This window comes from Tropicimonas isoalkanivorans, assembly GCF_900112335.1.
In the GTDB taxonomy this organism is placed as follows: Bacteria; Pseudomonadota; Alphaproteobacteria; order Rhodobacterales; family Rhodobacteraceae; genus Tropicimonas; species Tropicimonas isoalkanivorans.
The window spans coordinates 100,348-124,574 of sequence record NZ_FOLG01000012.1 but is presented as its reverse complement, the minus strand read 5'-3'; the positions used below and the strand labels follow the sequence as shown (position 1 = coordinate 124,574).

The 24,227-nt window shown below is 64.6% G+C and carries 23 protein-coding genes and 1 tRNA gene; 6 read left to right on the top strand and 18 right to left on the bottom strand.

The genetic code is table 11. From position 1 onward, the window contains the following. Positions 1-68: 68 nt before the first annotated feature. The 10 genes from BM075_RS17710 to trpA all read right to left on the bottom strand — a co-directional run bounded on the left by BM075_RS17710 (position 69) and on the right by trpA (position 12,533). Entirely contained in the window at positions 69-2,192 is a 2,124-nt protein-coding gene (locus tag BM075_RS17710; protein WP_245758897.1) for a 3'-5' exonuclease, read from the bottom strand. After that, a complete protein-coding gene (locus BM075_RS17705) occupies positions 2,185-2,586 on the bottom strand; it encodes a response regulator transcription factor (protein WP_093362030.1) in 402 nt (133 codons plus the stop codon). The genes BM075_RS17710 and BM075_RS17705 overlap by 8 nt, the downstream gene beginning before the upstream one ends. A 5-nt stretch (positions 2,587-2,591) precedes the next feature. After that, positions 2,592-3,113, bottom strand: coding sequence for a hypothetical protein (locus BM075_RS17700; protein ID WP_093362029.1), 522 nt, complete (start codon positions 3,111-3,113; stop codon positions 2,592-2,594). 162 nt (positions 3,114-3,275) lie between these two features. Beyond that, positions 3,276-5,117: a DUF294 nucleotidyltransferase-like domain-containing protein gene (locus BM075_RS17695; RefSeq protein WP_093362028.1), complete on the bottom strand. Its 1,842-nt coding sequence runs from the start codon at positions 5,115-5,117 to the stop codon at positions 3,276-3,278. A 119-nt stretch (positions 5,118-5,236) separates the two neighbouring features. Next, on the bottom strand, positions 5,237-7,024 hold the full coding sequence (locus tag BM075_RS17690) for a sodium:solute symporter family protein (protein ID WP_093362027.1): 1,788 nt from the start codon (positions 7,022-7,024) through the stop codon (positions 5,237-5,239). A 15-nt stretch (positions 7,025-7,039) separates the two neighbouring features. Continuing rightward, complete coding sequence (locus BM075_RS17685) at positions 7,040-7,279, bottom strand: DUF4212 domain-containing protein (RefSeq protein WP_093362026.1); 240 nt, start codon at positions 7,277-7,279, stop codon at positions 7,040-7,042. 124 nt (positions 7,280-7,403) lie between these two features. Further along, complete coding sequence (locus tag BM075_RS17680) at positions 7,404-8,084, bottom strand: adenylate kinase (protein ID WP_093362025.1); 681 nt, start codon at positions 8,082-8,084, stop codon at positions 7,404-7,406. A gap of 4 nt (positions 8,085-8,088) precedes the next feature. Then, positions 8,089-10,062, bottom strand: coding sequence for an acetate--CoA ligase (acs, locus tag BM075_RS17675; RefSeq protein WP_093362024.1), 1,974 nt, complete (start codon positions 10,060-10,062; stop codon positions 8,089-8,091). A 399-nt stretch (positions 10,063-10,461) separates the two neighbouring features. Beyond that, the gene (locus tag BM075_RS17670; RefSeq protein WP_093362023.1) at positions 10,462-11,631 is read right to left on the bottom strand and encodes an alpha-hydroxy acid oxidase; all 1,170 of its coding nucleotides are present in this window, start codon (positions 11,629-11,631) and stop codon (positions 10,462-10,464) included. Positions 11,632-11,741: 110 nt separating this feature from the next. Further along, positions 11,742-12,533 (bottom strand): tryptophan synthase subunit alpha, encoded by a 792-nt coding sequence (trpA, locus tag BM075_RS17665; protein WP_093362022.1) that lies wholly within the window; start codon positions 12,531-12,533, stop codon positions 11,742-11,744. Positions 12,534-12,746: 213 nt separating this feature from the next. On the opposite strand from trpA, the gene BM075_RS17660 reads away from it, so the two are divergent. Further along, a complete protein-coding gene (locus BM075_RS17660; RefSeq protein WP_093362021.1) occupies positions 12,747-13,061 on the top strand; it encodes a hypothetical protein in 315 nt (104 codons plus the stop codon). A gap of 49 nt (positions 13,062-13,110) precedes the next feature. Here the strand turns inward: BM075_RS17660 and BM075_RS17655 are convergent, their stop codons facing one another. Then, positions 13,111-13,527, bottom strand: coding sequence for a VOC family protein (locus tag BM075_RS17655; protein WP_093362020.1), 417 nt, complete (start codon positions 13,525-13,527; stop codon positions 13,111-13,113). A gap of 122 nt (positions 13,528-13,649) precedes the next feature. On the opposite strand from BM075_RS17655, the gene ychF reads away from it, so the two are divergent. Further along, positions 13,650-14,747, top strand: a complete 1,098-nt coding sequence (gene ychF, locus BM075_RS17650) for a redox-regulated ATPase YchF (protein ID WP_093362019.1) — start codon at positions 13,650-13,652, stop codon at positions 14,745-14,747. A 6-nt stretch (positions 14,748-14,753) separates the two neighbouring features. Here the strand turns inward: ychF and BM075_RS17645 are convergent, their stop codons facing one another. Together BM075_RS17645 and BM075_RS17640 are read right to left on the bottom strand one after the other, a co-directional pair. After that, positions 14,754-16,538, bottom strand: a complete 1,785-nt coding sequence (locus tag BM075_RS17645) for an ABC transporter ATP-binding protein/permease (protein ID WP_093362018.1) — start codon at positions 16,536-16,538, stop codon at positions 14,754-14,756. Positions 16,539-16,669: 131 nt separating this feature from the next. Then, positions 16,670-16,755: transfer RNA gene (locus tag BM075_RS17640), tRNA-Leu, on the bottom strand. Between the two features lie 120 nt (positions 16,756-16,875). Here BM075_RS17640 and BM075_RS17635 point away from each other — a divergent pair. After that, on the top strand, positions 16,876-17,607 hold the full coding sequence (locus BM075_RS17635; RefSeq protein ID WP_093362017.1) for a rhomboid family intramembrane serine protease: 732 nt from the start codon (positions 16,876-16,878) through the stop codon (positions 17,605-17,607). Positions 17,608-17,643: 36 nt separating this feature from the next. Here the strand turns inward: BM075_RS17635 and BM075_RS17630 are convergent, their stop codons facing one another. The 3 genes from BM075_RS17630 to BM075_RS17620 all read right to left on the bottom strand — a co-directional run bounded on the left by BM075_RS17630 (position 17,644) and on the right by BM075_RS17620 (position 19,677). Then, positions 17,644-17,838, bottom strand: a complete 195-nt coding sequence (locus tag BM075_RS17630) for a Flp family type IVb pilin (RefSeq protein WP_093362016.1) — start codon at positions 17,836-17,838, stop codon at positions 17,644-17,646. A 42-nt stretch (positions 17,839-17,880) separates the two neighbouring features. After that, the gene (locus BM075_RS17625; protein WP_093362015.1) at positions 17,881-18,669 is read right to left on the bottom strand and encodes an inositol monophosphatase family protein; all 789 of its coding nucleotides are present in this window, start codon (positions 18,667-18,669) and stop codon (positions 17,881-17,883) included. A 99-nt stretch (positions 18,670-18,768) separates the two neighbouring features. Next, a complete protein-coding gene (locus BM075_RS17620) occupies positions 18,769-19,677 on the bottom strand; it encodes a LysR family transcriptional regulator (protein WP_093362014.1) in 909 nt (302 codons plus the stop codon). Positions 19,678-19,770: 93 nt separating this feature from the next. On the opposite strand from BM075_RS17620, the gene metF reads away from it, so the two are divergent. Further along, positions 19,771-20,637, top strand: coding sequence for a methylenetetrahydrofolate reductase [NAD(P)H] (gene metF / locus BM075_RS17615; RefSeq protein ID WP_093362013.1), 867 nt, complete (start codon positions 19,771-19,773; stop codon positions 20,635-20,637). A gap of 158 nt (positions 20,638-20,795) precedes the next feature. Beyond that, entirely contained in the window at positions 20,796-21,101 is a 306-nt protein-coding gene (locus tag BM075_RS17610) for a hypothetical protein (RefSeq protein WP_093362012.1), read from the top strand. Between the two features lie 10 nt (positions 21,102-21,111). Here BM075_RS17610 and BM075_RS17605 read toward each other — a convergent pair whose 3' ends face one another. After that, entirely contained in the window at positions 21,112-22,173 is a 1,062-nt protein-coding gene (locus BM075_RS17605) for a DUF2235 domain-containing protein (RefSeq protein WP_093362011.1), read from the bottom strand. Between the two features lie 163 nt (positions 22,174-22,336). Continuing rightward, positions 22,337-23,461 (bottom strand): acetoin utilization protein AcuC, encoded by a 1,125-nt coding sequence (locus BM075_RS17600; protein ID WP_093362010.1) that lies wholly within the window; start codon positions 23,459-23,461, stop codon positions 22,337-22,339. A 256-nt stretch (positions 23,462-23,717) separates the two neighbouring features. On the opposite strand from BM075_RS17600, the gene BM075_RS17595 reads away from it, so the two are divergent. Beyond that, complete coding sequence (locus BM075_RS17595; protein ID WP_245758896.1) at positions 23,718-24,197, top strand: NUDIX hydrolase; 480 nt, start codon at positions 23,718-23,720, stop codon at positions 24,195-24,197. Positions 24,198-24,227 lie beyond the last annotated feature (30 nt).

Genomic DNA, 24,227 nt, shown 5'->3' with positions numbered 1-24,227 from the left:
CGCCGCAGGCGGCGCTTGGCCCAACGGGAAGGGGCGCATCTATGATGCGTTCCTGACGGGCGGGAGCCCTACGTTGCGGCCTTCACTGGCGAGACATGTTCGGGGCTGTTGACGTCTTTCAGCAGGCGTCCGTGTTGCCGCACGGCCGCGATCACCTCGCCAAACGTGCGGTACCCGCGCCCCTCCAGCATCGGGATCATCTTCTCAAGCGCCGCCGCCGTGGCGATTGTATCCCCCATCGCCGTGTGCCGCGCCTCCGGGGGGATCGTGATGCCGAGCCGCTCGGTCAGGGCGTCGAGCGTGTGCACCTCCGACTGGCCGAACACCACCGCCGACAGGAGCACCGTGTCGAGCACCGGATGATCGAAGCTCTTGCCAATCTCCGCCTCGCGCCGCCTCAGGAACTCCAGGTCGAAGGGCGCGTTGTGCGCGACGAGCACAGACCCCTGGGCAAAGGCGTGGAAACGGCGTCCGACAGTGCCGATGTCGGGGGCGCCGGCAACCATTTCGTTGGTGATGTGATGGACCTCCGTGGCGACTGCCGGGATCGGCCGCCCCGGGTTCACGAGGCTCTCGAAGGCTTCCCCATGAATGCGCTTGCCCCCCAGCAGCCGCAGCGCCGCGATCTGGACGATCTCGTCCCCCGAAGACGGAAGTAGCCCGGTCGTCTCGGTGTCGAACACCACGCAGGTCAGCTCCCGCAGAGGCGTCATCGCAAGCTCTCCCGAGGGCTCCCGATCCATCAGGTCGAAATCGTAGACCGCGGAGCGGCGGACTGCGGGAGCGGGGGTGCCAACGGGCCAGGCCTCTCGTAGGGGCAGGCGGATCAGGTTCCGCCCCACCGCGCCCGGCTCCGGCCAGGCCTCGGTCCCGTGGGCGGCCAGAACAGTGCGCCCGGTCACGTTCGCCAGCCCGACCTCCAGCGCAACATCAAGCCATCCCTCCAGCAACCCGACCTGCAAGACATCTCCCTTCCAGCCGAGCGTCACCAGCGCGCCTCCCTCGCCGTCATCCGCGATCCTGAGCGACAGGGCCGCGGCTCCGATGACCTCCACCAGCCGACCGCATAGATGCGACAGTAACGCCACGATCTGAAAGGCATCGCAGCGCAACATCAGCCGCTCCGCCTCCGCGATCAGGGTGATCCCCTCGCGGGCCGTCACTGCGACAACGCTTTCCACCAGTTCGCTCGCCCGGATCTCCTCCATCGGCCACCACCCACCGCGGGCGTCGTCGTAGCGGGAGCCGAGGTCCGTAATCGCATGGGTCAGCGCGGCCGCCTCGACCAGCAGCGCCTTGCGCGTCGCCGCGTCCTGATCGGCAACGCCGGAGTCCAGCACCGTCTGCAAGTTGGCGGCAGGCCGGCGCACCTTGTCGAAGATCTCGTCCAGCAGCTCTTCCCGCCCCGCCCGGAGCGCCAGATCGGCTGTCACGTCGCGCAGGGTGAGCACATAGCCCGCCGCCTCCGCGCTCCGTTGCGGCAGGTTGACCAGACGCATGCGCCCGGCCAGCACCTCGCCGGTCTGGGTGGACGCACAGAGCACGGAACAGGCCGCGTCCACGTCCTCGCTCTGGGTCAGGCGCGCATACGCGTTCTGCAACGGTCCGGCGCGGATATAGTCCAGGATCGACCGATCCAACCCGGCCGAAACCTCTCCCGACAGAAGTTCCTGCGCATGGGCATTGTAGAAGACAATCTGGTGATCGGGCGAACACAGCAGAACGCCCGCAGGCACGTCGGCCAACAGTGACTGCAGGCGGGCATTCTCCACCGCGAGCCGCGTGGTCTCCCGTTCCACCGCCTCGGCCAGCGCGTTCTTGGTCTCGGCCAGTGTGCCAGTGATGGCCTTGGCCGCCGGCGCCAGATCACCGAGGTAGCGCGCGGATTCGTGGTCGAGCTCCCCCGCGACGTCGGCATGGGCGCGCGCCCGGATGCCGCCGGCGAGCTTCTGGATCGCCTTCGCCACGTTCTCGTCGAACAGCATCCAGACCCAGACAACGAGCGCGAGGATACCGGCCCCGGAAATCAGCCCGGCCAGCACGAAACCGGACCCAAGTCCTGCCTCCTCCACGCGCCGATACCCCAGCCAAAGGCCGAGGCCGACTGATGCGAGCCCGCCGAGGGCCACCATGGCAAAGAACAGGAAGACCCTGAGACGCAGGTTCAACCGCCGTGCCAACCAGTCATGCATCGCTCGATTCCGCCTCGCCCTTCAAAAGTGCGCGGGTCCGCTGCAGCAGTTCCGACAGGTCGAACGGTTTGGCGATGAAACCGTCGGCGCCCAGTGCCAGCCCCTTGCGCCGCTCCATCGCCTTGCCGCGTGCGGTCATGATAAGGATCTTCACGCCCGATAGCTCCGGTTCCAGCCGCACGTTCTGGCAGACCTCGTACCCAGACATGCCCGGTAGCATGACGTCGAGCAATACCAGATCGGGCCGTTCGTCGCGGATCGCCTGCAGTCCCGTCTCGCCATCGACAACGCGACTGACCTCAAACCCTTCTCGCTTGAGCACGTGGCCTAGCGCCAGAGCGATGTTATCCTCGTCCTCGACGATCAGAACGCGGGCAGGATGGTCCGTGGCCATGATGCTCAAGCCTCCTTACAAACGATGGAAAGGGTGGGGTCGTCTGCGGGCACGGGCTCCCAGTCCGCCTGCGTGACGACGCCGTTTTCGTCGATCTGAACGGTTTCAAGCAGCGGCGCCATACGCCCGGCGCCGCAGTCGTAGACGACGGGCACCCGGTGCGGCGCCGTCCAGCGGCCGAACAGGTACAACTCGGCGCGGCGCTGGTCGGCGCCCGCGCCCGGGTTGGCGATCGCGGCGCGGTCGACGGCGGCGAAACGATCCACCACCGGTCGCGCGAAGGTCCATGGCCGCCAGACGTTCCTGGCTTCGTGAGCAAAGGTGACCTCAAGGCTTTCCGGCAGCGTGTCGACGGTACGTCGGTACCAGGAATACTCCATGAAGATTGCATAGGCGACGATTGCCGCACCCGCCGCGGCCGGCATCACCCAACGGGGCAGTCGCCCGCCGGTCAGCCTGTTGAGGCCAAGGACGACACCGGCAGCCAGCGCACCGGCCACGATCGCGGCAATCAATTCGAAAAACATCGCTCCTCCCTCGCGATGAGCACGGCCGCGCGGAACGCGGCAGCACCTGTGTCTATGTAGGCGCCTCCGAACGCAAGGCGTGGTGGCGGCCGTCACACGGCCCCCGCGCGCCATTGTCTGCCATCCGGGCCTCCTTCCCCGACAGCGTCGCCGTTTAGTGCATCAACTGAGCACCCCCTTGTTGTGGCCAAGCGCCGACTGCATCGTGCGCACGACGACGAAGGCATCCCGCAAGTGGCTGCGCTCCAGGTCGCTCAGGTCGGACGGCGCCATATAGTTGTCCGGTTTGCGACCCGCGCGGATCTCCTCGGCCTGCTGCTTCAGGCGGGTTTCAGCGATCAGGTCGTAGGCGTCCAGAAGGTCGTGTCCGCCGGACCGCGAGATGGTGCCGTTGGCCTCCGCCGCCTCCAGCCGCGCGCGGGTGTTCACCTCCGTCAATCCGCCCTGGAGCGCATAGATCCGCCCGAGATCGACCACCGGAACGACGCCGTTCATCTTCATGTCCAGTTGGTTCTTGTGTTCGCCCGAGCGCACCGTGGCAAATCCGCGGAACAGCCCGAGCGGCGGGGTGTGCTTCAGCGAGTTGACGATCATGTGGCCGACGAAGATCGTGTTCTTGCGCGCTGCGGCGAGGGTTTCGGCCTTCAGCTCCTCCAGCAGGTAGGCTGCCCCGCCAATGGGGCGCAGGTCGAACATGACGGAGGCCAGCATCTGCGCCTCGGGGTCCGGCTTGTCGATCCAGCCCCGGAAGTACCGCCGCCAGACGGCCAGCGGCTGACGCCAGCGCGGGTTGGACGCCATCATGTCTCCGGGGCAGTAGTAGTAGCCGCAGGTTGCGAGACCATCGCAGACGAAACGCGCAAGGCTCTCGAAATACGCGCCGTCCTTGCCCCGGGCCGCGTCGGAGATGATGAGGCAGTTGTCCTGATCGGACACCCCGGTCTGCTCCTGCCGACCCTGCGAGCCGCAAGCAAGCCAGAGATAGTCCACCGGGGGCGCGCCAAGCTCCGCTTCCGCCAGCGCGAGGAGGCGGCGTGTCACCGCATCCGCGATGTCCGTGATGAGCCGCGTCACCACTTCATGCCGGTTCCCGGCCCCGACAAGCTGGGCGAGGAGCGCGGGCAAGCGCGCGGTGACCCGGGCCATCTCTTCCGCAGACGCGGCATCGGCAACTTCCTGCACCATCGACGCCGAGCTGAGTGCCTGGAACCGCGTCAGGTCCGTTTGGGTCAGGATGCCCACCACCCGGTCGCCCTCGACGACCGTCACGTGGCCGACCTTCCGCTCCAGCATCAGGTGCAGCAGATCGGAGCCGAGCGCGGAGGGCGGCAGGCTGGCCGGATTCGACGTCATGATCTCCCGCACCGGCGTTTCTCCGGCCAGGCTGGAGGCAACGGCCTTGGTCGCCATGTCGCGGAGGGTGACGATACCGACGAGGCGTTCGTCTGACTCGGTCACGGCAAGACAGGAAACTCGGGTGTCCCGCATCGTTTCGGCGGCCGACCGGATCGGCGTGTCTGGCGCTACCGTAATGGGATGTCGCGCCATCAGATCGCTGACACGCTGGGTGGACAGATCGCCCTGCCGCTCCCGGGCCGCAGCGCGGCCGCGCTCGAAGAAGCGGGCGAAGGCGCGGTCGTTCCTGACGAGGTCGCGAAACGTCTTGGCGGGAAGAACCAGCAACCGGGTCTCCTCCGCCGCACGCGCGGTCGTTTGCGCAATGCCGTCGCGGATCAACCCCCGTTCGCCGAAGGAATTGCGGCCGCGCAGGAGGGACACGGGGGCGCCGTTGGCGTCGGTCACCTCCACGGTGCCATGTTCGATAAGGTAGAGCCCTTCAAGCGGCGTGCCGGCCGCGTAGATCTCGGAACCGGCGGGCACGGTCCGGTCGGAGAATGCCTCGGCGATCCGTTTCAGAGTGTCACGGTCGAGGCTGTCGTAGGGATGGACGTGCTCAATGAACCTCAGGATGCGGGAGTCTCGGTCGAGGGTCGCGTCAGTCATCGTCACACCATCGCGCTTGGTCTCGGAGGTTGCGAGGCGGCACGCCCCCTTTAGGCAAAGGGACGCGCCGATATTTGGTACGGGCGGGGCCGTCACGGTCCCCGCCCGCACCCGAGGGATCAGTGATCCGCGGCGGCTGCGCCGGCGCCCCGCGGGATGCGGACGCTTTCGACCAGCTCCTGGATTTCCTTCGGCGGCGCGGCGGTCGCGTTGGAAACCAGGATCGCGGTTCCGAAGTTCAGCAGCGCCCCGACGGCCCCGAAGGAGGTCGACTTGATGCCGAGGAACAGCGGAGCAGCGTCCGTGTAGCTGTTGGTGTCGGGGATGAAGAACCACCCCTTGTGCAGGAAGATGTAGACCACCGTCACGATCAGACCCACCAGCATGCCGGCCACGGCCCCGGTGTTGTTCACCCGCTTGGAGAAGATCCCCATCATCAGCGCCGGGAAGATCGAGGCTGCTGCGATACCGAAGGCAAGAGCCACGGTTTGGGCCGCGAAGCCCGGCGGGTTGAGGCCGAGATACGTGGCGACGGCGATGGCAACAGCCATGGCGATCCGTGCGGACATCAGCTCCGACGCTTCAGACATGTTCGGGGTCAGTTGGCCCTTCATCAGGTCGTGAGAGACAGCGGAGGAGATAGCCAGCAGGAGACCGGCTGCAGTCGAGAGCGCAGCGGCAAGACCACCGGCAGCGACAAGCGCCACCACCCAGCCAGGCAGGTTGGCGATTTCCGGGTTAGCGAGCACCAGGATGTCGCGGTCGAACTTCGTCAGTTCGTTGCCCGTCCAGCTACTCTCTTCGGCACGAGCCTGAAGGTCCGCGTTGGCATCGTTATAGTACTGAATCTTGCCATCGCCGTTCAGGTCTTCCCAGTTCAGCAGACCGGTCTTCTGCCAAGTCTGCATCCAGGCATATTCCGGGCTGGTCTCGATCGTTTCGACGGAAACAGCCTCGCCCTGAGGGCCATCCGGCCAGAACTGGTTGGTGATGTTGAAGCGCGCCATGGCACCCACGGCCGGAGCCGTCAGGTAGAGCAGCGCGATGAACACCAGCGCCCAGCCAGCCGACCAGCGAGCGTCCGCAACGGTCGGCACCGTGAAGAACCGCATGATGACGTGCGGCAGGCCCGCGGTCCCGATCATCAGCGACAGGGTGAACAGAACCATGTTCAGGGTGTCGCTGTTGCGGGTCGTGTATTCCGCAAAGCCCAGGTCGGTGACGAGTTGGTCCAGCGTGGCCAGCAGCGGCTGCCCGGTGCCCGCGGTGTCGCCAAAGAGGCCAAGCGCGGGGATCGGATTGCCCGTAAGCTGGAGAGAGATGAAGATCGCCGGAATGGTGTAGGCGGTGATGAGAACGACGTATTGCGCAACCTGCGTATAGGTCACGCCCTTCATGCCGCCGAACACGGCATAGGCGAACACGACCGCAGCACCGATCAGCAGGCCGGTGGTGTTGTCCACCTCGAGGAAGCGGCCGAAGGCCACGCCCACGCCGGTCATCTGACCGATCACGTAGGTGATCGAGGCGACGATCAGGCAGATCACGGCCACGAGGCGCGCGGTCGAGCTGTAGAAGCGGTCGCCGATGAATTCCGGCACGGTGAACTTACCGAACTTCCGCAGGTAGGGCGCGAGCATCAGCGCGAGCAGCACGTAGCCGCCGGTCCAGCCCATGAGGAAGGTGGAGTTGTCATAACCGACGAAAGCGATCAGGCCGGCCATGGAGATGAAGGAGGCCGCCGACATCCAGTCGGCCCCGGTTGCCATGCCGTTGAGCACGGGGTGAACGCCCCGGCCGGCGGCATAGAATTCCGACGTCGAGCCCGCCCGGGCCCAGATTGCGATACCGATGTAGAGCGCGAAGCTCGCACCGATAAAAATCCAGTTGAGTACGAATTGATCCATCTGTCCCTGCCCCCTTTATTGCTCGTCGACGCCGAATTCGCGGTCGAGCCTGTTCATGCGCCAGGCGTAGAAAAAGATGATTGCCAGGAACACGAGGATGGAGCCCTGCTGGGCCACCCAAAAGGCCAGACCCGGCATGATCGGCTCCAACAGGATGCCGAAGCCGAAGGGCACGATGGCCCAGATGACGAGACACCAGGTGACGATACGAATGTTCGCCGCCCAGTATGCGTTGTTTTCAGGTTTGTCCGACATGCGGTCCCTCCCAGTTAAAAGTTAAAAGTATCCTCCCCGCTCCGCGCGCCCTGCGCGGAACGGCCCTATATACAGGCCCGTTGCGGGCCGCTGTCCGTCGAGTGGCGGTTGCCCCGCCTTTCGATCAGGCCGCCTTGGCCTGTTCGACGATATCGTTGAGCCTGCTCGCGATCTCGTCGATGGACCCCATCGCCTCGACCTCGACCAATTGACCCCGCTCCCGGTAGAACGCGATCAGCGGCGCGGTCTGCTCGTGGTAGGCCACGAGACGCGACCGAACGGTTTCCGCGGTATCGTCGGCGCGGCGAATGAACTCCGTGCCCCCGCACTTGTCGCAGACGCCGGCAACTTCCGGCTGCTTGAACGTGTCGTGATAGCCCTCGCCGCAGTTGGCGCAGGTGTACCGACCGGAAATCCGCTCAACCATTGCATCGTCGTCGACCTCGAGGCTGATCGCGGCATTGATCTTCTGTCCGCGTTTCTTCAGCAGATCGTCCAGCGCCCCGGCCTGTGCCGTTGTGCGCGGGAAACCGTCGAGAATGACGCCATTCTTGACGTCAGGGTCTGCCAGGCGATCCTTGAGCACTGCGATGACGATCTCGTCGCTGACAAGCTGCCCGGCCTCCATCACGGCCTTCGCCGCCTTGCCGGCCTCGGTGCCCGCGGCAACGGCCCCTCGGAGAAGATCTCCGGTCGACAGTTGCACCAGCCCGAATTTTTCTTCGAGCATACGGGCCTGGGTTCCCTTGCCGGCCCCCGGGGGGCCGAGCAGTATCAGGACGGGCGGGGTTTGTGCGTCGTTCATGACGTCATCCCTTGTTCATGCGGTTCTCGATCAACTCCTCGACGACAGAGGGGTCGGCGAGGGTGGAGGTATCTCCAAGGGACCCGTAGTCGTTCTCGGCAATCTTCCGCAAGATGCGGCGCATTATCTTACCGGAGCGTGTCTTCGGCAGCCCGGGTGCCCACTGGATCAGATCCGGCGTGGCGATGGGGCCGATCTCGTGGCGGACCCATTGACGAAGCTCCTTGTAAAGCTCGTCGCTGGGCTCGACGTCGTTCATCAGAGTGACATAGCAGTAGATGCCCTGCCCCTTGACCTTGTGCGGGTAGCCGACGACCGCGGCCTCGGCGACCTTCACGTGAGCCACCAGTGCGCTTTCGACCTCCGCGGTGCCCATCCGGTGGCCGGAGACGTTGATGACATCGTCGACGCGACCAGTGATCCAGTAGTAGCCGTCGGCATCGCGGCGGCAGCCGTCACCCGAGAAGTAATAGCCCTTGTAGTCCGAGAAATACGTCTTCTCGAAGCGGCCGTGGTCGTCCCAGACGCCGCGCATCTGGCCGGGCCAGCTGTCCTTGAGGCAGAGGACACCCTCGCATTCGGTGGCGTCGATCTCCTGACCCGAGTGCGGGTCGAGTACGACCGGCTGCACCCCGAAGAACGGCTTGGTTGCGGAGCCTGGCTTTGTCGGGATCGCGCCCGGCAGCGGGGTGATCAGGTGGCCACCGGTCTCCGTCTGCCACCAGGTGTCCACGATCGGGCATTTCCCCTTGCCGATCTTCTCGTTGTACCAGTGCCAGGCCTCCGGGTTGATCGGCTCACCCACGGAGCCGAGCAGCTTCAGCGAGCTCAGGTCGTGCTTTTCGATCCACTCGTCGCCCTGCCCCATCAGCGCGCGGATGGCGGTCGGGGCGGTATAGAACTGGTTCACCTTGTGCTTTTCGCACACTTCCCAGAATCGGCCGGGATCGGGGAAGGTGGGAACGCCTTCGAACATCACGGTCGTCGCGCCGTTGGCGAGGGGGCCATAGACGATATAGCTGTGCCCGGTGACCCAGCCGACGTCCGCGGTGCACCAGAAAACGTCCCCGTCGTGGTAGTCGAACGTGTACTGGTGGGTCATCGCCGCGAAGACGAGATAGCCCCCAGTGGTGTGCACGACGCCCTTTGGATGACCCGTGGAGCCGGAGGTGTAGAGGATGAAGAGCGGGTCTTCCGCGTCCATCTCGACCGGCGTCATGTGGTCGTCGGCTTCCAGCATCAGTTCGCCGTAGTCGTAGTCGCGGCCGTCGACCCAGGTGGTCTGCTCACGGGTGCGGCGCACCATGAGCACCTTCGGGTCGTGAATGCAGTGCAGCAGCGCCGCATCGGTGTTCGACTTCAGCGGCGTCTTGCGGCCGCCGCGCGGGGCGTAGTCGGACGTAATGACAAGCTTCGCATCGCAGCCATTGACACGGGCGGCGAGCGCCTCGGGCGAGAAGCCCGCGAAAACGATGGAATGGATGGCGCCAATGCGGGCGCAGGCGAGCATCGCATAGGCCGCCTCGGGGATCATCGGCAGGTAGATGACCACACGGTCGCCCTTGCGGATGCCGAGGTCCTCCAGCACGTTGGCGAGCTTGCTCACCTGGTTATGCAACTGTCGGTAGGTGATGTACTGCGCCGGCTCGTGGATGTCGTCCGGCTCGAAGATGATCGCGGTCTGGTTGCCACGCTTGGCCAGGTGCCGGTCGATACAGTTGGCCGCGACGTTCAGCGTGCCGTCCTCGAACCACTTGATGGAGATGTTGCCAGGCTCGAAGGACGTGTCCTTGACCTTGGTAAAGGGCTTGATCCAGTCGATCCGCTTGCCGTGCTCCCCCCAGAATGCTTCGGGATCCTGCACCGACTGCGCGTACATTTTCTCATAGCTGTCGGCGTCTATATGGGCGTTGGCCTGAAAATCTGCGGGGATCGCACCGATCTGTTGGTCGGCTGTGGTTTTTCCCTTGGCGGTCATTGGGTCCCTCCCTGAATTGTCAACTTCGACGCGGGGAAAGCCGGTTCCGGGCCATGGCCCTACCGCCCGCACCTCCTCCCCAAGCCATGCGTTGTCTGGACCATAACAGATGTCGTCAAAATGGGTGTAACTCTTTTTTCGATAACATTTTTTTTGTAAATGTTTTAACGGCATACCATTGTATGCTGTAAATTTTTTGCACTACGCGGGCAGAATCCCCCGCAATTACATTGGCTTGAGAGACCGCTGGTGCGCCGGAGCTGCAAATGGCGGACGCCGGGCGATTTGCACATCTTCCGGCCCAGTCCCTCGGCCGAGGAACCATAGGCTTCAAATTCGGCCAGCGAACCCGCAATAATGTTGCGCCGACGACTCGCGCAGTCCGTGAACCGTTTGCGGTCACACGTCCTGCCAGCGCCCCTCGAAATCTTCCGGGACGAGAAGAACGTCGCGCCCCAGGTCCTCGATTCGGCGCCGCCCGCAAAGGGCCATGGACGTATCGAGTTCTTTCCGAATGACCTCGAGCGCGCTTTCCACACCCTGCTGCCCCATGGCGCCGAGGCCATAGACGAAGGCGCGGCCCACGTACGTTCCTTTTGCCCCGAGAGCGACGGCTTTCAGGACGTCCTGCCCGGAGCGGATGCCGCCGTCCATGTGGATCTCGATCCTGTCCCCGACCGCGTCCACGATTCGGGGCAGCATGCGGATGGCACTGAGCGCGCCATCGAGCTGCCGGCCACCATGGTTGGAGACCACGATGGCGTCGGCCCCGACCTCGGCCGCCATGCGGGCATCCTCCTCGTCCAAAATGCCCTTCAGTATCGTCGGGCCGTCCCACATCTCGATGAGCTTGGCGACCTTCTTCCAGTCCAACGCCGGGTCGAACTGCTTGGCGGTCCATTCGAACAGCGAGGACGGATCGTCCACCCCCTGCGCATGGCCGACGATATTGCCGAAGTGCCGCCGCGGCGTCTGAAGCATGTTCAGGCCCCAGCGCCAACGGAGGGACAGATCCAGCCAGTTCTTGAGCGTCGGCTTCGGCGGGGCGGACAGGCCGTTTTTCAGGTCCTTGTGCCGCTGACCGATGATCTGGAGGTCCAAAGTGATCACCAGCGCGGAGCACTTGGCATCCTTCGCGCGCTGCAACAGGCGCCGGACGTAGTCCTCGTCGGTCATTGTATAGAGTTGGAACCAGAACGGCTTCTGGGTGCGCTCCGCCACATCCTCGATCGAGCAGATTGACATCGTGGAAAGTGTGAAGGGCACACCGAAGGCCTCCGCGGCGCGCGCGGCAAGGATCTCGCCGTCGGCGTGCTGCATCCCCAGCAGGCCCACGGGAGCCAGCGCCACTGGCATCGCCACATCCTGCCCCACCATCTGCGTTGCCGTTGACCGGCCCGTCATATCAACCGCCACCCGCTGGCGCAGGCGGATCTTCTCGAAGTCCGTAACGTTCTCGCGGAAGGTCTGCTCGCTCCAGCTGCCGGATTCACAGTAATCGTAGAACATCTTCGGCGCGCGGCGGCGATAGATGCGCTTGAGGTCCTCGATATTGGTGATGACGGTCATGAGCGCTCCTCCCCGCGGTACTGACACCAATCGAGTATCAATCAGGAGGATCGTGCACAACGGCCCCGATGGCGCCGCAGCGCCATGGCTTCGACAGCCCGGCCAGAGGGTCAGGCCCGGTGGGCGCCCTCTGCTAGACCCCGCACGAAGTCGAGGATCTCCGGAACAGGGCGGCCCTCGCCGATCAGCTTGACGATTGCGGAGCCGACCACGGCGCCGTCGGCGACGCTGGCGATCGCTTCGGCCTTGTCGGGGGAGTTGATGCCGAAACCTACGATCACCGGCAGGTCGGTCGCCGCCTTGATCCGCGCCACTTCCGGGCCGACGTCAGCCGACTGGGCCTCGGCCGAGCCGGTAATGCCGGTGATCGACACGTAGTAAAGGAACCCAGACGTGTTCTGCAGCACGCGCGGCAGGCGCTTGTCGTCGGTCGTTGGCGTCGCGAGGCGGATGAAGTTGAGGCCGGCCTTCTGCGCCGGAATACAAAGCTCCTCGTCTTCCTCCGGCGGAAGGTCTACGACGATCAGCCCGTCGATCCCGGCGGCCTTTGCATCCTCCAGGAAGCGATCCACACCCCGGCTGTAGATCGGGTTATAGTAGCCCATGGCGACGATCGGCGTAGTCTGATCGCCTTCCCGAAAGGCCGTCGCCATGTCGAGTGTCTTCTGAAGCGTCTGACCCCCGTCCAGCGCCCGCTGACCGGCGCGCTGGATCGTCGGGCCGTCGGCCATGGGGTCGGTGAAGGGGATGCCGAGTTCGATGATGTCCACTCCCGCGCCGGGCAGGCCCTTCACGACCTGAAGCGACGTGTCGTAGTCCGGGTCGCCCGCCATGACGTAGGCGACAAAGGCTTTCTTGCCCTCGGCGTTCAGGCGTTGGAACGTGTCGTCGATCCGGGTCATGGCATCCTCGCAACTTGCTCCAGCCCACTTGCAGAATGCCGCCGGGAAAATCAAGCGGCCTTGCCCAGGGCGGCGCCGCAGGCACACAGCGCCGGCTCGCGCGCCCCGCCCAGACAGGGAACAACTCCGCCGTGTCGCGATTGTCTTTGAAGACGGGGCACGTCGGCGTATCCGGCCGCACTTGATCCGCCCCGGGCATGTAAGGGGACACACATGTTCAAGCGCACACTTTCCCTGGCGGTGATCTTCGGCACCGCCGCCACCGCCCCGCCGGCCGCGTCGGACGATCTGAACTGCGGCGATCGGGCCATCGTGGCGGAACGCCTCGCGACATTCTACGGCGAGGAACAAAGCGGGCTCGGCTTGGAATCCGAACAACGGATGGTCGAGGTCTGGTCATCGGAGGAAACCGGGACATGGACCATCCTGATGACCCTCCCCAGCGGAAGAAGCTGCGTCATGGCATCCGGCGGGAACTGGATGAAGCAGGACGCGCCCACCAAGGTCGATCTCGGCATTCCGGGGTGACGGCAACCGCCTGCAGCCGAGGGACCGGCTGCTCCCGTTGCTCTCCCCATTAAACGCCCGTCGTATCCGATCCAACCATCCAGAGCTGGCCCCAGCGGTCCCTCAGGCTGCCGAAGCCCTCCGTCCAGAACGTCGGACCGAAGGCAACCAGAACCTCGCCCCCCTCCGCCAGCCGGTCAAAGGCCGTCCGCGCCGCCTCTGTTTCCGGCAGAGAGACCATGATGTAGGTCGAGGCCGGCACCTTGTTGCGCCCCGGCATATCGTCCGACGCCATCAACAGCTGGTCGTGAAACCGAATTCCGGCGTGCATGATGTGTTCGGGCGGTACATCCGGCATCCCTTCCGTCGACGGCGCCTCTGAGTAGGGGATCATGGCAAGGATCTCCGCCCCGAGAATGTCGGCGTAGGCGGTCATCGCCTCGCGGCACGTGCCATCGAAGAAAATGTACGGGCTGATGGAAGGCATGGTGCGTCTCCTCCTGTTCGCCTGGCCAGACTACGGGAGAACCGCGAATACTTCGAGGTTGCTTGCGGGCCGGAGCGCGGGACACTAGAAGGCGGCGAGTTTTTTTCCGCAGAGGGACCGTCATGGGCTTCAAGACCGGCATCGTTGGCCTGCCGAACGTGGGCAAGTCCACCCTGTTCAACGCGCTGACCCGCACCGCGGCCGCGCAAGCTGCCAACTTCCCCTTCTGCACCATCGAGCCGAACGTCGGCGAAGTGGCCGTGCCCGACCCGCGGCTGGAAAAGCTCGCCGCCATTGCTAAGTCCAAGCAGATCATTCCCACCCGGATGACCTTCGTCGACATCGCGGGGCTGGTGAAAGGCGCGTCCAACGGCGAAGGGCTGGGCAACCAGTTCCTGGCCAACATCCGTGAATGCGACGCCATCGCGCACGTGTTGCGCTGCTTCGAAGACGGTGATGTGACCCACGTCGACGGCCGGGTGGACCCGGTGGCGGACGCTCAGACGATCGAGACAGAACTGATGCTGGCGGACATGGAGAGCATCGAGAAGCGCCTTCACGGCCTTGTGCGCAAGGTGAAGGGCGGCGACAAGGACGCGGTTCAGCAGGAGCGCCTGCTCAAGGCGGCGCTCGCGGCGCTGGAGGACGGCAAGCCCGCCCGCACGGTCGATGTGGACGCCGAGGACGAGAAGGCCTGGGCGATGCTGCAGTTGCTGACCACCAAGCCGATCCTCTACGTCTGCAACGTCGCGGAGGAGGACGCGGCCACCGGCAATGCCCATACCGAGGCGGTGGAAAAGATGGCGACGGAAGAGGGCGCGGCGAGCGTTGTGATTTCCGCCAAGATCGAGGAAGAGATCAGCCAGCTCGACCCGGAGGAGTCTGAGATGTTCCTGGCAGAGCTCGGGCTGGAAGAGGCCGGACTGGATCGGCTCATCCGCGTGGGTCACGATCTGCTCGGATTGCAGACCTACTTCACCGTCGGCCCGAAGGAGGCCCGCGCCTGGACGATCCACAAGGGCGACCGCGCACCGAAAGCCGCCGGCGTCATCCACGGGGACTTCGAACGCGGTTTCATCCGGGCGGAGACCATCGCTTACGACGATTTCGTCGCGCTCGGCGGCGAGCAGGGCGCGAAAGAAGCCGGCAAAATGCGTGTGGAAGGCAAGACATACGAAGTGAAGGACGGCGACGTCCTGCACTTCCTCTTCAACGCCTAGCCCCGGTCACTCCGGCGCTGCCGGTGTTTCGTCGTTCCCCGGCGCTGGATCGCGGACCACGCGAGTGCACCGCGTGAACAGTTCGCCGTCGCTGGCGTCATCGTCCCGGCCGAACACGACGATGGTGAGATCCGGTTGGGATTTCGTCAACGCAAGCATCAGATCGCGTCGCGCACGGTGGCCCACAGCCGACGCGGCATCGTCGATCAGCAGCCAACCCGGCCTTTGCACAAGGGCACGCGCGAAGCCGAGGCGCTGCTGTTCTTCTAGGCTCAATTCCCGGTCCCACCGCGCCTCCTCGGACAGTCGGCCGACCAGATGACCCAGCCCTACGGAGGTGAGCGCCTGTGCTGCGGCCGCTCCACCGTTCAGCGGAGGCGCATCGGGATAGGCAATCGTTTCCTCCAGCGTGCCGGACGGCAGGTACGGTCTGTTCGGAAGGAAGAGCATCTTGTCAGGCTCCGGCAACCGGATCTCCCCCTCGCCCCATGGCCACAGGCCGGCGATAGAACGGAAGACTGTGCTTTTGCCCGATTCGGGATCCCCTGTAATCAGCAGCCGGTCACCCCGGTTTACCGCCAAATCGCCCCCTTCGATCCGCGTGACCCCGTCCCGCAGCGATACAGAGACCCCAAGCAACTCCAGCCGGGGCTCCGCATTCCGCGTGAGGCGAATCCGCGAACCCGCTCCCCGGTCCGGCGTCAGCCCGTCAATGTTCTGGAGCGCGTGCCGCAGAGCGGTGACCCGGCGAAGGGTCGCCCGCCAATCGGCGATCGTGGGAACGTTGTCCACGAACCACCGCAACGACTGGTTGACCTGAAAGAACGCCCCAACCACCATCATCAGCGCCCCGAAGGTCAGGTCGTTCGAGAAGTAGCCGGGGGCAGCCACGAGGATCGGAAAGATGAGCGCCAGCCAGCCGTAGCCGGAGGTGACCCAGGTCAGTTGCGCCAGACCCCAGGCACGGTTGACCATGATGTCGATGACCTCGGTCAGCCGCCGCCCGAGGTGGGCGCGCTCGTCAGCCTCCCCCCGGTAGAGCGCGACCCCTTCTGCGGATTCCGACAGCCGCACCATCGAGAACCGCAACTCCGCCTCGGCCGCATAAAGCCCCGCGTTAATCCCGACGAGAGGCCGTCCGACCCGCCAGGCCAGCAGCGAGCCGCCAAGCGAATACGCAAGGGCACACCAGACCATATAGCCCGGGATTCCGAACTGCGCGCCCCCATAACGGAACGTCACGTTGGCGGACAGGCCCCACAAAACGCCGATGAAACTGACAAGAAGGAGGCTCGACTGCGCGAGGCCGATACCCAGGCCGGCCGTGAGTTCGGTCAGCTTTCGGGCGTCCTCGTGCAGCCGTTGGTCCGGGTTCATACCAATCTGGCCCGCGAACCGGAGCAGGTAGGCGCGCGCAGGCACCAGCCACGTGTTCAGAAGATCGGTCGTGAGGGCCTCCCGAAGCCGCAGCTTGAGCATTTCGGTCAGCCACGTCTGGATCACAACGAGCGTCAGCAAGGCCGCCACGATGACGAGAAAGACGACTGCCTGATGCCAGAACGCATCCACCTGTCGCCCCTCGAGCGTGTTGTAGAAGTCGCCCTGCCAGGTATTCAGCCGAACCTGCCCGACCGCGTTCGCGACGATCGCCATCAGCATAGCCGCGACCATCCACAGGATGCGCCGCGTATGTTGACCTGCTCGAAGAGCCTGCCACAGGGATCGCACCTGGGGCCCGAGCCGGTCCTTTTCGACGATCATTTCGGACACTTCGACCACCCCGAGCCGCATGCGCACCGTCCGGCCCCACCTCCGCGCTGCAGGTAAAGGGCCTCGTCCCGTGGGATGGAAGGATGAAGCAGACGCGGGCCGCTGGCAATCCGCAGAGGCCGCTCAGGCAAGCCCGCGTTTCATTTGAACGGTGGTGCGGGCGACCGGACTTGAACCGGTACGGGCTACTGCCCCAGGGAGTTTAAGTCCCATGCGTCTACCATTCCGCCACGCCCGCAGGGAGCTTCGTCCTAGGCCGTAAGTCCGCGGGCATCAAGCGGCTTGACGGCCTACGTTCGCTCTCAGCGTCGAGCGGAAGCAGGCTTGATTGTCTCGCCGTGGACACTAGCCTCCGACCATGTTTCCGATCCGCGATCACAACCCGTCAGGCCGAACGCCCTACGTCACCTACGCGCTCATCGTGGTGAACGTGGGGATATTTTTTGCCAATTGGAACCTGATGCTGGACGATCGCGCCCTTATGCAGTTCTACGCCCATTATGCGCTGATACCGGCATACCCCAGCCCGCACGCCTTCATCACCTCCATGTTCCTGCACGGAAGTATCCTCCACCTGCTCGGAAACATGCTGTTTCTCTGGATCTTCGGCGACAATCTGGAGGACGAGTTCGGCCACGTCGGGTTCCTGTTGTTCTACCTTGGAAGCGGCGTGGTGGCGGGGATTGCACAAGTGGCCCTCTCGCCCGGCTCCATGGTACCCACAGTCGGCGCGTCGGGCGCCATTGCGGGCGTTATGGGCGGCTATCTTCTGATGTTCCCAAGGGCGCGAATCGACATCCTTGTGATCATTATCATCATCTTCCGCATCATCACCGTCCCGGCGTGGTTGATGCTGTTTCTGTGGTTCGGAATTCAGATCGTCGGGGCGGCAGCCGCCGACCCCGACCTCGGCGGGGTTGCGTATGGCGCGCATGCGGGCGGCTTTGTTGCCGGGGTCATCCTGACGCTGCTGCCATGGATGCGCCGCGGTGGCACGGCCTTCTGGGCCAATACGCACGGAGTGCCGCCGCATCCGCCGATCACCTATGGACGCACCGAAATTCCCGCGGTGCGGAGGAAGCGCCGGTAAGGTGCCGCTCAAGGGTGTGTAACTGTGGACGACCGATCAGAAGGTGGTCTTAATATCGTGGTCGGTCATCTCGATGGCAGTATCCACAACGGTACCACCAATCGTGTTGAAGGTCGCGAGCACCAATCCGATCAATAGAGCCGTCAACAACACCCAGTCCGTTGTCACTGCGCCGTCTTCGTCCCGGCCGAACCGGGAGAGGGCATGAAATATCTGGGCACGGTCTATCATGTGACCGAGGCTAGTTGGTGATTATGGCCCGATTCAGACGCCTTAGCGGCGGCGAAGTGTCTCTGCAAATTTGACGAAGATCTCGCCGTTTCCGGCGACCAGCGACCGATCCGCGAACATGTCGCCGCCGTCCCGCAAGGGCTCGACGAAGCCGCCCGCCTCACGGACCAGAAGGATGCCGGCAGCCACGTCCCAGGGGTGGAATTCCCGCTCCCAGTAGCCGTCGTACCGGCCCGCCGCGAGATACGCCAGATCCAGAGATGCCGCACCCCACCGCCGCACGCCGGCGCATTGCGGCATGAGCACAGCGAGGTCCTGCATCATGGCCGGAAGCGTGCGCTTGCCGGAGAACGGAATACCGGTAGCGAACAGCGCCTCGCTCATCTGGCGGCGGCCCGACACCCGGATACGCGTGTCGTTCATCCAGGCGCCTGCGCCCTTTTCAGCGACGAACAGCTCGTCTTTGGCCGCGTCGAACACCACGCCCGCCACGATCTCGCCCTTGTGCTCCAGCGCGATGGAGACCGCCCAGTGAGGCAGGCCGTGGAGAAAGTTCGTCGTGCCGTCCAGCGGGTCCACGATCCACCGGCGGGTGGGGTCCTTCCCCTCCTCCTCGCCTGTCTCCTCGCCCAGCCAGCCGTATTGCGGGCGCGCCGTGGACAGCTCCTCGCGGATGAGTTGTTCCGCCGCCATGTCCGCCTTTGACACGAATTCCCCGGGCCCCTTGGAGCCGACCTGAAGGTTCTCCACCTCCCGGAAGTCCTTGACCAGCGACCGCCCCGCCTTGCGCGCGGCCTTGACCATGACGTTGAGATTGGCGCTGCCTTGCATCGACCCCGGCTCCTTTGCAACAGGGCGGCGCTATACGACGCGCCCGTGCGGAATCCAAGGGCATTCGGCTTGCGGCCCCGCCGGCGTCTCCTGTGCCCCTCAGCCCTCCCGCTGCAACTTGACCGGGATGGTCCGCGCGAGGCGAAGGAAATGCGCCATGAACGGTTTCTCGATGTCATCCCTGCGCGTGGCGGCATAGAGCCTGCGGGTCAGCCCATGTTCCGTCAGGGGGCGGGTGACGTAGTCCGAGTTGTAACGCACCTCCCTCACGACCCAGTCTGGCAAGACTGCAACCCCGCGATTGGAGGCAACAAGCAGAAGAATCACGGCGGTCAACTCGACTTGGCGCACCGCGCGCGGCTCCACCCGGGCGGGCATCAGAAGCTGGCTGAAGACATCGAGTTTGGTGCGCTCCACCGGATATGTGATGAGCATCTGTTCGCGGAAGTCCTCCGGCTCGATGAACGGCTTCTCCGCCAGCGGGTTGCGGGCGGATGCGACGAAGACAGGCGAATAATCGAACAACGCGTTGAAGGCGACGCCCTCGATCTCCTCCGGATCGGAGGAGACGACCACATCGACCTCCTCCTTCCACAGAGCTGGCAGCGCATCGAAGGCCAGGCCGGGGCGAATGTCCACGTCCACGTCGGGCCAGGCCTTGCGGAATTCCTCCAGCACCGGAAACAGCCATTCGAAACAGGCGTGGCACTCGATGGCGATGTGCAGGCGGCCAGACTTGCCCGCCCTGACCGAACGAAATTCTTCTTCCAAGGCAGCCACTTCGGGCAGAATTCGTTCGGCGGCCCGGAGCATACGGAGGCCCGCTGCCGAAAGCTTCAGCGGCTTCGACCGGCGGACGAAAAGCTCCATCCCCGCCTGCTCTTCCAGCCCCTTCACCTGGTGGCTCAGGGCCGACTGCGTGATATTCAGGAGTTCGGCTGCACGCGCCAACCCGCCAGCGTCGTGAATGGCCTTGATGGATCGCAGGTGGCGGAGATCGATATGCATGCGCGACTCATAACGTTCGTGAGAATTATGAAATTGCTTCATTGGCGAGGATGTGCAATCCCCAATAGCGACACAAGAGGACCCGAACCCGCCATGACCGCCCCGCACGTCTCTTTCGAATTCTTCCCGCCGCGTTCGGTGGAAGCGTCCTTCCGCCTGCACGAGACCGTACAGGCTCTTGCCCCGTTCCGCCCCGAATTCGTCTCCGTGACCTATGGCGCTGGCGGCACCACGCGGCGGCTGACCCATGAGGCCGTGTCGGCCATCCATCATACGACCAACCTGCGCGTCGCGGCCCACTTGACGTGCGTCGACGCGACCTGCGAAGAGACGTTGGAAATCGTTCGCCAGTATGCCGATGCAGGCGTGCGGGACATCGTGGCCCTGCGCGGCGACCCGCCCAAGGGGTCTGACCGGTTCGAGCCCCATCCCGACGGTTTTCGGGACACCTGCGAGTTGATCTCGGCCCTGCGTGACACCGGGGACTTCACCATTCGCGTCGGCGCCTACCCGGACCGTCACCCGGAGGCTGCGAGCGATACTGCAGACGTCGAATGGCTGAAGCGGAAGATCGACGCCGGAGCCGACGCCGCCATCACGCAGTTCTTCTTCGAGGCGGACACATTCTTCCGCTTCCGCGACGCGTGCGCGAAGGCGGGGATCGACGCCCCGATCCTGCCTGGCATCCTGCCCATCGAGAACTGGAAGAACGCGCGGCGGTTCGCCTTGCGGTGCGGGGCTAAGGTGCCCGCCTGGCTGGACGAAGCTTTCGAAAAGGCGCAGCGGGACGGACGCGAAGACCTGTTGTCAATTGCCGTGGCATCCGAACTTTGCACGCAGCTTGTGGAGGGCGGAGTGGATCACCTGCACTTTTACACGCTCAACAAGCCGCATCTGACCCAGGATATCTGCCGCGCAATCGGCGTGACGCCCGAAGTGCATTTGGAAGACGTTGCGTGATCCGGCCCGCGTCGCAGTGAAGGATTTTTGCGGAACAAATGTCCGCGCCTGACGTTAGATAACCGGACGGTAATTTCCGTCATAATTCGTCAACAAGAAATTGGTGAATGTTACCGGTGCGCATGGTAGCGTCGGGAACCACTTGTCTGGAGAGTGAAATGTTCGGTTTACAGATGCTCGCGCAATCGGTTCGGAACTGGGAGAACGCTCTCACCGAGTATGGTGAAGCAATGATGGCTGCAAACGAGGTCATCTGGCGCCGCTCCCTGGCAATGGTCACCGGAACGCTCCCACCGTCAGAGGCGGTTCTCATGGTACTCGAAAAACCGGCCGCCTTCGCGCTTGCCGCGCAGAATGCCGGGGAAGCCGCCACCCACGGTGGAGATTTCGGGACGATCGCGAGCGCCGCCATCGCCCCTCTCCACATCAAGGCAGACACGAACGCACGGCGGCTTCGGGGCTAAATCCCGAAGGTCAGCTTGCTGCAATCGCCGCCAGGTCCATCGCTCTGTCTATGGCAGGGTGAAAGGTCTCCGATGGGTCGAAGCCGATCCGCCGGCGCTCCCGCAAAAGAAACAACTTTCCCCATCCGCGCCATGTGCCGATGGAGGGAGCGGTGATGTCCTGCGGGAAGCGTGTTCGCCAACCGCTGGGCAACAGCAGGCCAGCGGCCTCGGCATGTTCCAGCATCCACACCAGCGGAACGTTCGACCTCGGCCGCGCGTCGTCGAAGCCGCCGAGTTGACCTCCGACGTCGCCATGACATCCCGGGAACCAGCGCTGCTCCACCACTACCCCGGCGCGGTTGCCCTGCGTTTCCCATAGCTCCGGCGAAAAGGCCAAACGCGTTTCGTCGTGCGCAAGCGCATGGCATCCCCGGCGCACGTGGCGCCCGAGCGCGTGGCTGTGAAAGGCGTGGGACGGCTCCGTCAGCCGCCACAGCAAAGGCAAACGCAAGCCGAGCGCCTTCACAGTGTCCCAGACGCCAATCATTTCGATGGGCACCTCCCGATGGCAGTAGGCGCGCGAGAATGCATCGGCCGCGTCGCTCTCCGGCGCCCACTCGTAGTGGCGCCAGATCTGGCGCACGTTCCGCACCGTCGCATGCTGCGCCTGGAGCAGACCCAGCCTGTCGATCACGCCCCCGAGGGAGCGCACGGCAAAGGCGCCACGGGAATAGCCGAACAGGAAAATCCGGTCGCCGGGCCGATAGCGCGAGGCCAGGAACCCATAGGCCATGCGGATGCTGCGGTTCATGCCGCGGCCGGAAATGACGTGGTGGGTGCTGAACCAGTCCGGCCACTGAACCCCCGCATCATAGAGCAGGGACAAACCCGCGCGAGGCCCCTCGTCCGCGAGGAGCTTGTAGGTCAGCCCGGCATTGGTCTCCTGACCCGCCTTGAGCGTGGACATGGTTCCGTCGAGCACGATGACGTGGGTGGCAACGCCGCGTTTGCGGCTGGCGGGGCGCGACTGTCTGTGCCGCCTACTACGCCTCAGGCGGGACCACGCGGCAATTTGGCGGTTCAGGCGCATGGGAAACCCATCGCTTCGCTCCTCCACCGATACCCGTGCAACCGTTTCACGCCAAACTCCACGCCTCCCGAGGTTAAGTGTACCACTGAAATGGGAGCGACACAGCTTCTTTCCAAAGCACGGCATTTCACATGTGCAGGACTAGCTCACCGTGTCGCCCCGCTCAGCGCAGCCCCTCCCGGCGGCGCAGATAGGCTACACGGTCCCGTATCTCGTCACGCAGCGGGCCGGGCCGCGGGGTGTCGCGCAGTGTGTCGAACCAGTGCTCTGGCGGTGACTTGCCGCGCCGGTTTCCCTGCCAGCGCAACGCGCGGAGCACGGCCTGACCTTCGGCGGGCAACCGATCTGGGATCTCCCGGCCGCTCAAAAGCGCCCAGACCCCAGTCCACAGCCGACCCACAGACCAAGGGTTGTACCCGCCGCCGCCCAGCACGAGGTAACGCGGCGCGAGGGGCCGAAGGGAAGCGACGATCTCCCAATGGGCGTTGTTTGACAGCGACAGGCGAGACAGCGGGTCCTCCTCGACGGCATCGGCGCCGCATTGCAACACCACGGCATCAGGGGCGAAGGCATCAACGAGCGGCAGTATCAGCGCCTCGCGTATCCACAACATCTCGGTGTCGTTCAGGCCCCGCGGCACCGGAAGGTTTACGGCGGACCCACCGGCGCAATCCCCCAAAGCTCCTGTGAAGGGCCACCGCCGCTCTTCGTGGACCGAGATCATCCGGATCTCAGGGTCGCCGTCAAAGGCCAGTTCCACCCCGTCCGGGTGATGGGCATCAATGTCCACATAGGCAATCCGGCGCACGCCCATTCGGCGGAGCGACAGGATGCCCAGGACCGGATCGTTGAGATAGCAAAAGCCGCTGGCCCGCCCGGGCAGGCCGTGGTGCGTACCACCGGCGGGATGGTAGACCACGCCCCCCTCCGCCAGCATCTCGCCGGCCAGCAGGGACCCGCCCGCGGCGGTCGCGGGGCGCCGGTACACTTCCGGGAATGCGGGGTTCGATGGCGTCCCAAGTCCATAGCGCGCCCGGTCCTCTTCGGTGGCGACCTGCGTCGTCTCCACCCTCTGAAGTGCCGCGATATAGTCCGGCCGATGCCAGGAGGTCAGCGCCGCCGGCCGCGCGCGGGGCGACACGGCGTATTGCTCTCGCGGCAGCCAGCCGAGGGCACGGGCAAGGTCCATCACCGTGGAAACCCTCGGCACGCGCAGCGGATGCCAGGGGCCGTAGCTGGACTTCCGATAGATCTCCGAGCCGATAAACACAGCTTGCACGTTCGGCATCACTCCTGTGCTCCTCCGCGGCACTCCGCCATCGGAAGATATATGACCTGCGCCTGATCGAGCCAGCGGCACGTCCCGGAGCTGCGGCCACCGGGGGAGCTTGACAGATGCCCTACCCTTGCCAAGATTCGATGCACATCGTGCAGTTGGGTCAATATGCAAGGCCCCGACGACATGAAGGAGTTCTATTCGACAGGCTCAACCCGCCGATCACCGTCTGGCGGGACTCGATAATAAATTTGGTGAGGGTGAAGACTTGGATCTCAAGGCTATTGCAGAAATGCCCGCCTCGCTTGCGGGACATCCGAAAGGGAGCGCGCGGACCCAGTACGGTGCCCTGTGCTACAGGATCGTAAAAGGGAAACCCCAGATCCTGCTCATCACATCGCGCACCCGGCGGCGCTGGATCATTCCGAAGGGCTGGCCCATTGACACCCTGTCGCCCGCGGAAACGGCAGCGGTCGAGGCTTGGGAAGAAGCCGGGATCCGCGGAAAGGCGAAGGACACCTGCCTCGGCGTGTACGGCTACTTGAAAATCGGCGAGGCGGCGGGCGAGGAGGACCTGCCCTGCGTCGTGGCCGTTTACCCGATCAAGGCAAAATCCATGGCCACCAAATACCCGGAAGGCAAGGAGCGGCGCCGGAAATGGTTCTCGCCCAAGAAGGCCGCCAGAAAGGTTGCCGAACCGGAATTGCGGCGCATCCTGCAGGACTTCGACCCCGCAAAGCTCGGGTGACTTCGCGCCACAGCACGGCGAAATGTAGCG

Excerpts from the sequence above, each read along its gene's own strand:
- BM075_RS17710 (WP_245758897.1), bottom strand. The coding sequence starts at position 2,192 with ATGCATGACTGGTTGGCACGGCGGTTGAACCTGCGTCTCAGGGTCTTC.
- BM075_RS17705 (WP_093362030.1), bottom strand. The coding sequence starts at position 2,586 with ATGGCCACGGACCATCCTGCCCGCGTTCTGATCGTCGAGGACGAGGAT.
- BM075_RS17700 (WP_093362029.1), bottom strand. The coding sequence starts at position 3,113 with ATGTTTTTCGAATTGATTGCCGCGATCGTGGCCGGTGCGCTGGCTGCC.
- BM075_RS17695 (WP_093362028.1), bottom strand. The coding sequence starts at position 5,117 with ATGACTGACGCGACCCTCGACCGAGACTCCCGCATCCTGAGGTTCATT.
- BM075_RS17690 (WP_093362027.1), bottom strand. The coding sequence starts at position 7,024 with ATGGATCAATTCGTACTCAACTGGATTTTTATCGGTGCGAGCTTCGCG.
- BM075_RS17685 (WP_093362026.1), bottom strand. The coding sequence starts at position 7,279 with ATGTCGGACAAACCTGAAAACAACGCATACTGGGCGGCGAACATTCGT.
- BM075_RS17680 (WP_093362025.1), bottom strand. The coding sequence starts at position 8,084 with ATGAACGACGCACAAACCCCGCCCGTCCTGATACTGCTCGGCCCCCCG.
- acs (WP_093362024.1), bottom strand. The coding sequence starts at position 10,062 with ATGACCGCCAAGGGAAAAACCACAGCCGACCAACAGATCGGTGCGATC.
- BM075_RS17670 (WP_093362023.1), bottom strand. The coding sequence starts at position 11,631 with ATGACCGTCATCACCAATATCGAGGACCTCAAGCGCATCTATCGCCGC.
- trpA (WP_093362022.1), bottom strand. The coding sequence starts at position 12,533 with ATGACCCGGATCGACGACACGTTCCAACGCCTGAACGCCGAGGGCAAG.
- BM075_RS17660 (WP_093362021.1), top strand. The coding sequence starts at position 12,747 with ATGTTCAAGCGCACACTTTCCCTGGCGGTGATCTTCGGCACCGCCGCC.
- BM075_RS17655 (WP_093362020.1), bottom strand. The coding sequence starts at position 13,527 with ATGCCTTCCATCAGCCCGTACATTTTCTTCGATGGCACGTGCCGCGAG.
- ychF (WP_093362019.1), top strand. The coding sequence starts at position 13,650 with ATGGGCTTCAAGACCGGCATCGTTGGCCTGCCGAACGTGGGCAAGTCC.
- BM075_RS17645 (WP_093362018.1), bottom strand. The coding sequence starts at position 16,538 with ATGCGGCTCGGGGTGGTCGAAGTGTCCGAAATGATCGTCGAAAAGGAC.
- BM075_RS17635 (WP_093362017.1), top strand. The coding sequence starts at position 16,876 with ATGTTTCCGATCCGCGATCACAACCCGTCAGGCCGAACGCCCTACGTC.
- BM075_RS17630 (WP_093362016.1), bottom strand. The coding sequence starts at position 17,838 with ATGATAGACCGTGCCCAGATATTTCATGCCCTCTCCCGGTTCGGCCGG.
- BM075_RS17625 (WP_093362015.1), bottom strand. The coding sequence starts at position 18,669 with ATGCAAGGCAGCGCCAATCTCAACGTCATGGTCAAGGCCGCGCGCAAG.
- BM075_RS17620 (WP_093362014.1), bottom strand. The coding sequence starts at position 19,677 with ATGCATATCGATCTCCGCCACCTGCGATCCATCAAGGCCATTCACGAC.
- metF (WP_093362013.1), top strand. The coding sequence starts at position 19,771 with ATGACCGCCCCGCACGTCTCTTTCGAATTCTTCCCGCCGCGTTCGGTG.
- BM075_RS17610 (WP_093362012.1), top strand. The coding sequence starts at position 20,796 with ATGTTCGGTTTACAGATGCTCGCGCAATCGGTTCGGAACTGGGAGAAC.
- BM075_RS17605 (WP_093362011.1), bottom strand. The coding sequence starts at position 22,173 with ATGCGCCTGAACCGCCAAATTGCCGCGTGGTCCCGCCTGAGGCGTAGT.
- BM075_RS17600 (WP_093362010.1), bottom strand. The coding sequence starts at position 23,461 with ATGCCGAACGTGCAAGCTGTGTTTATCGGCTCGGAGATCTATCGGAAG.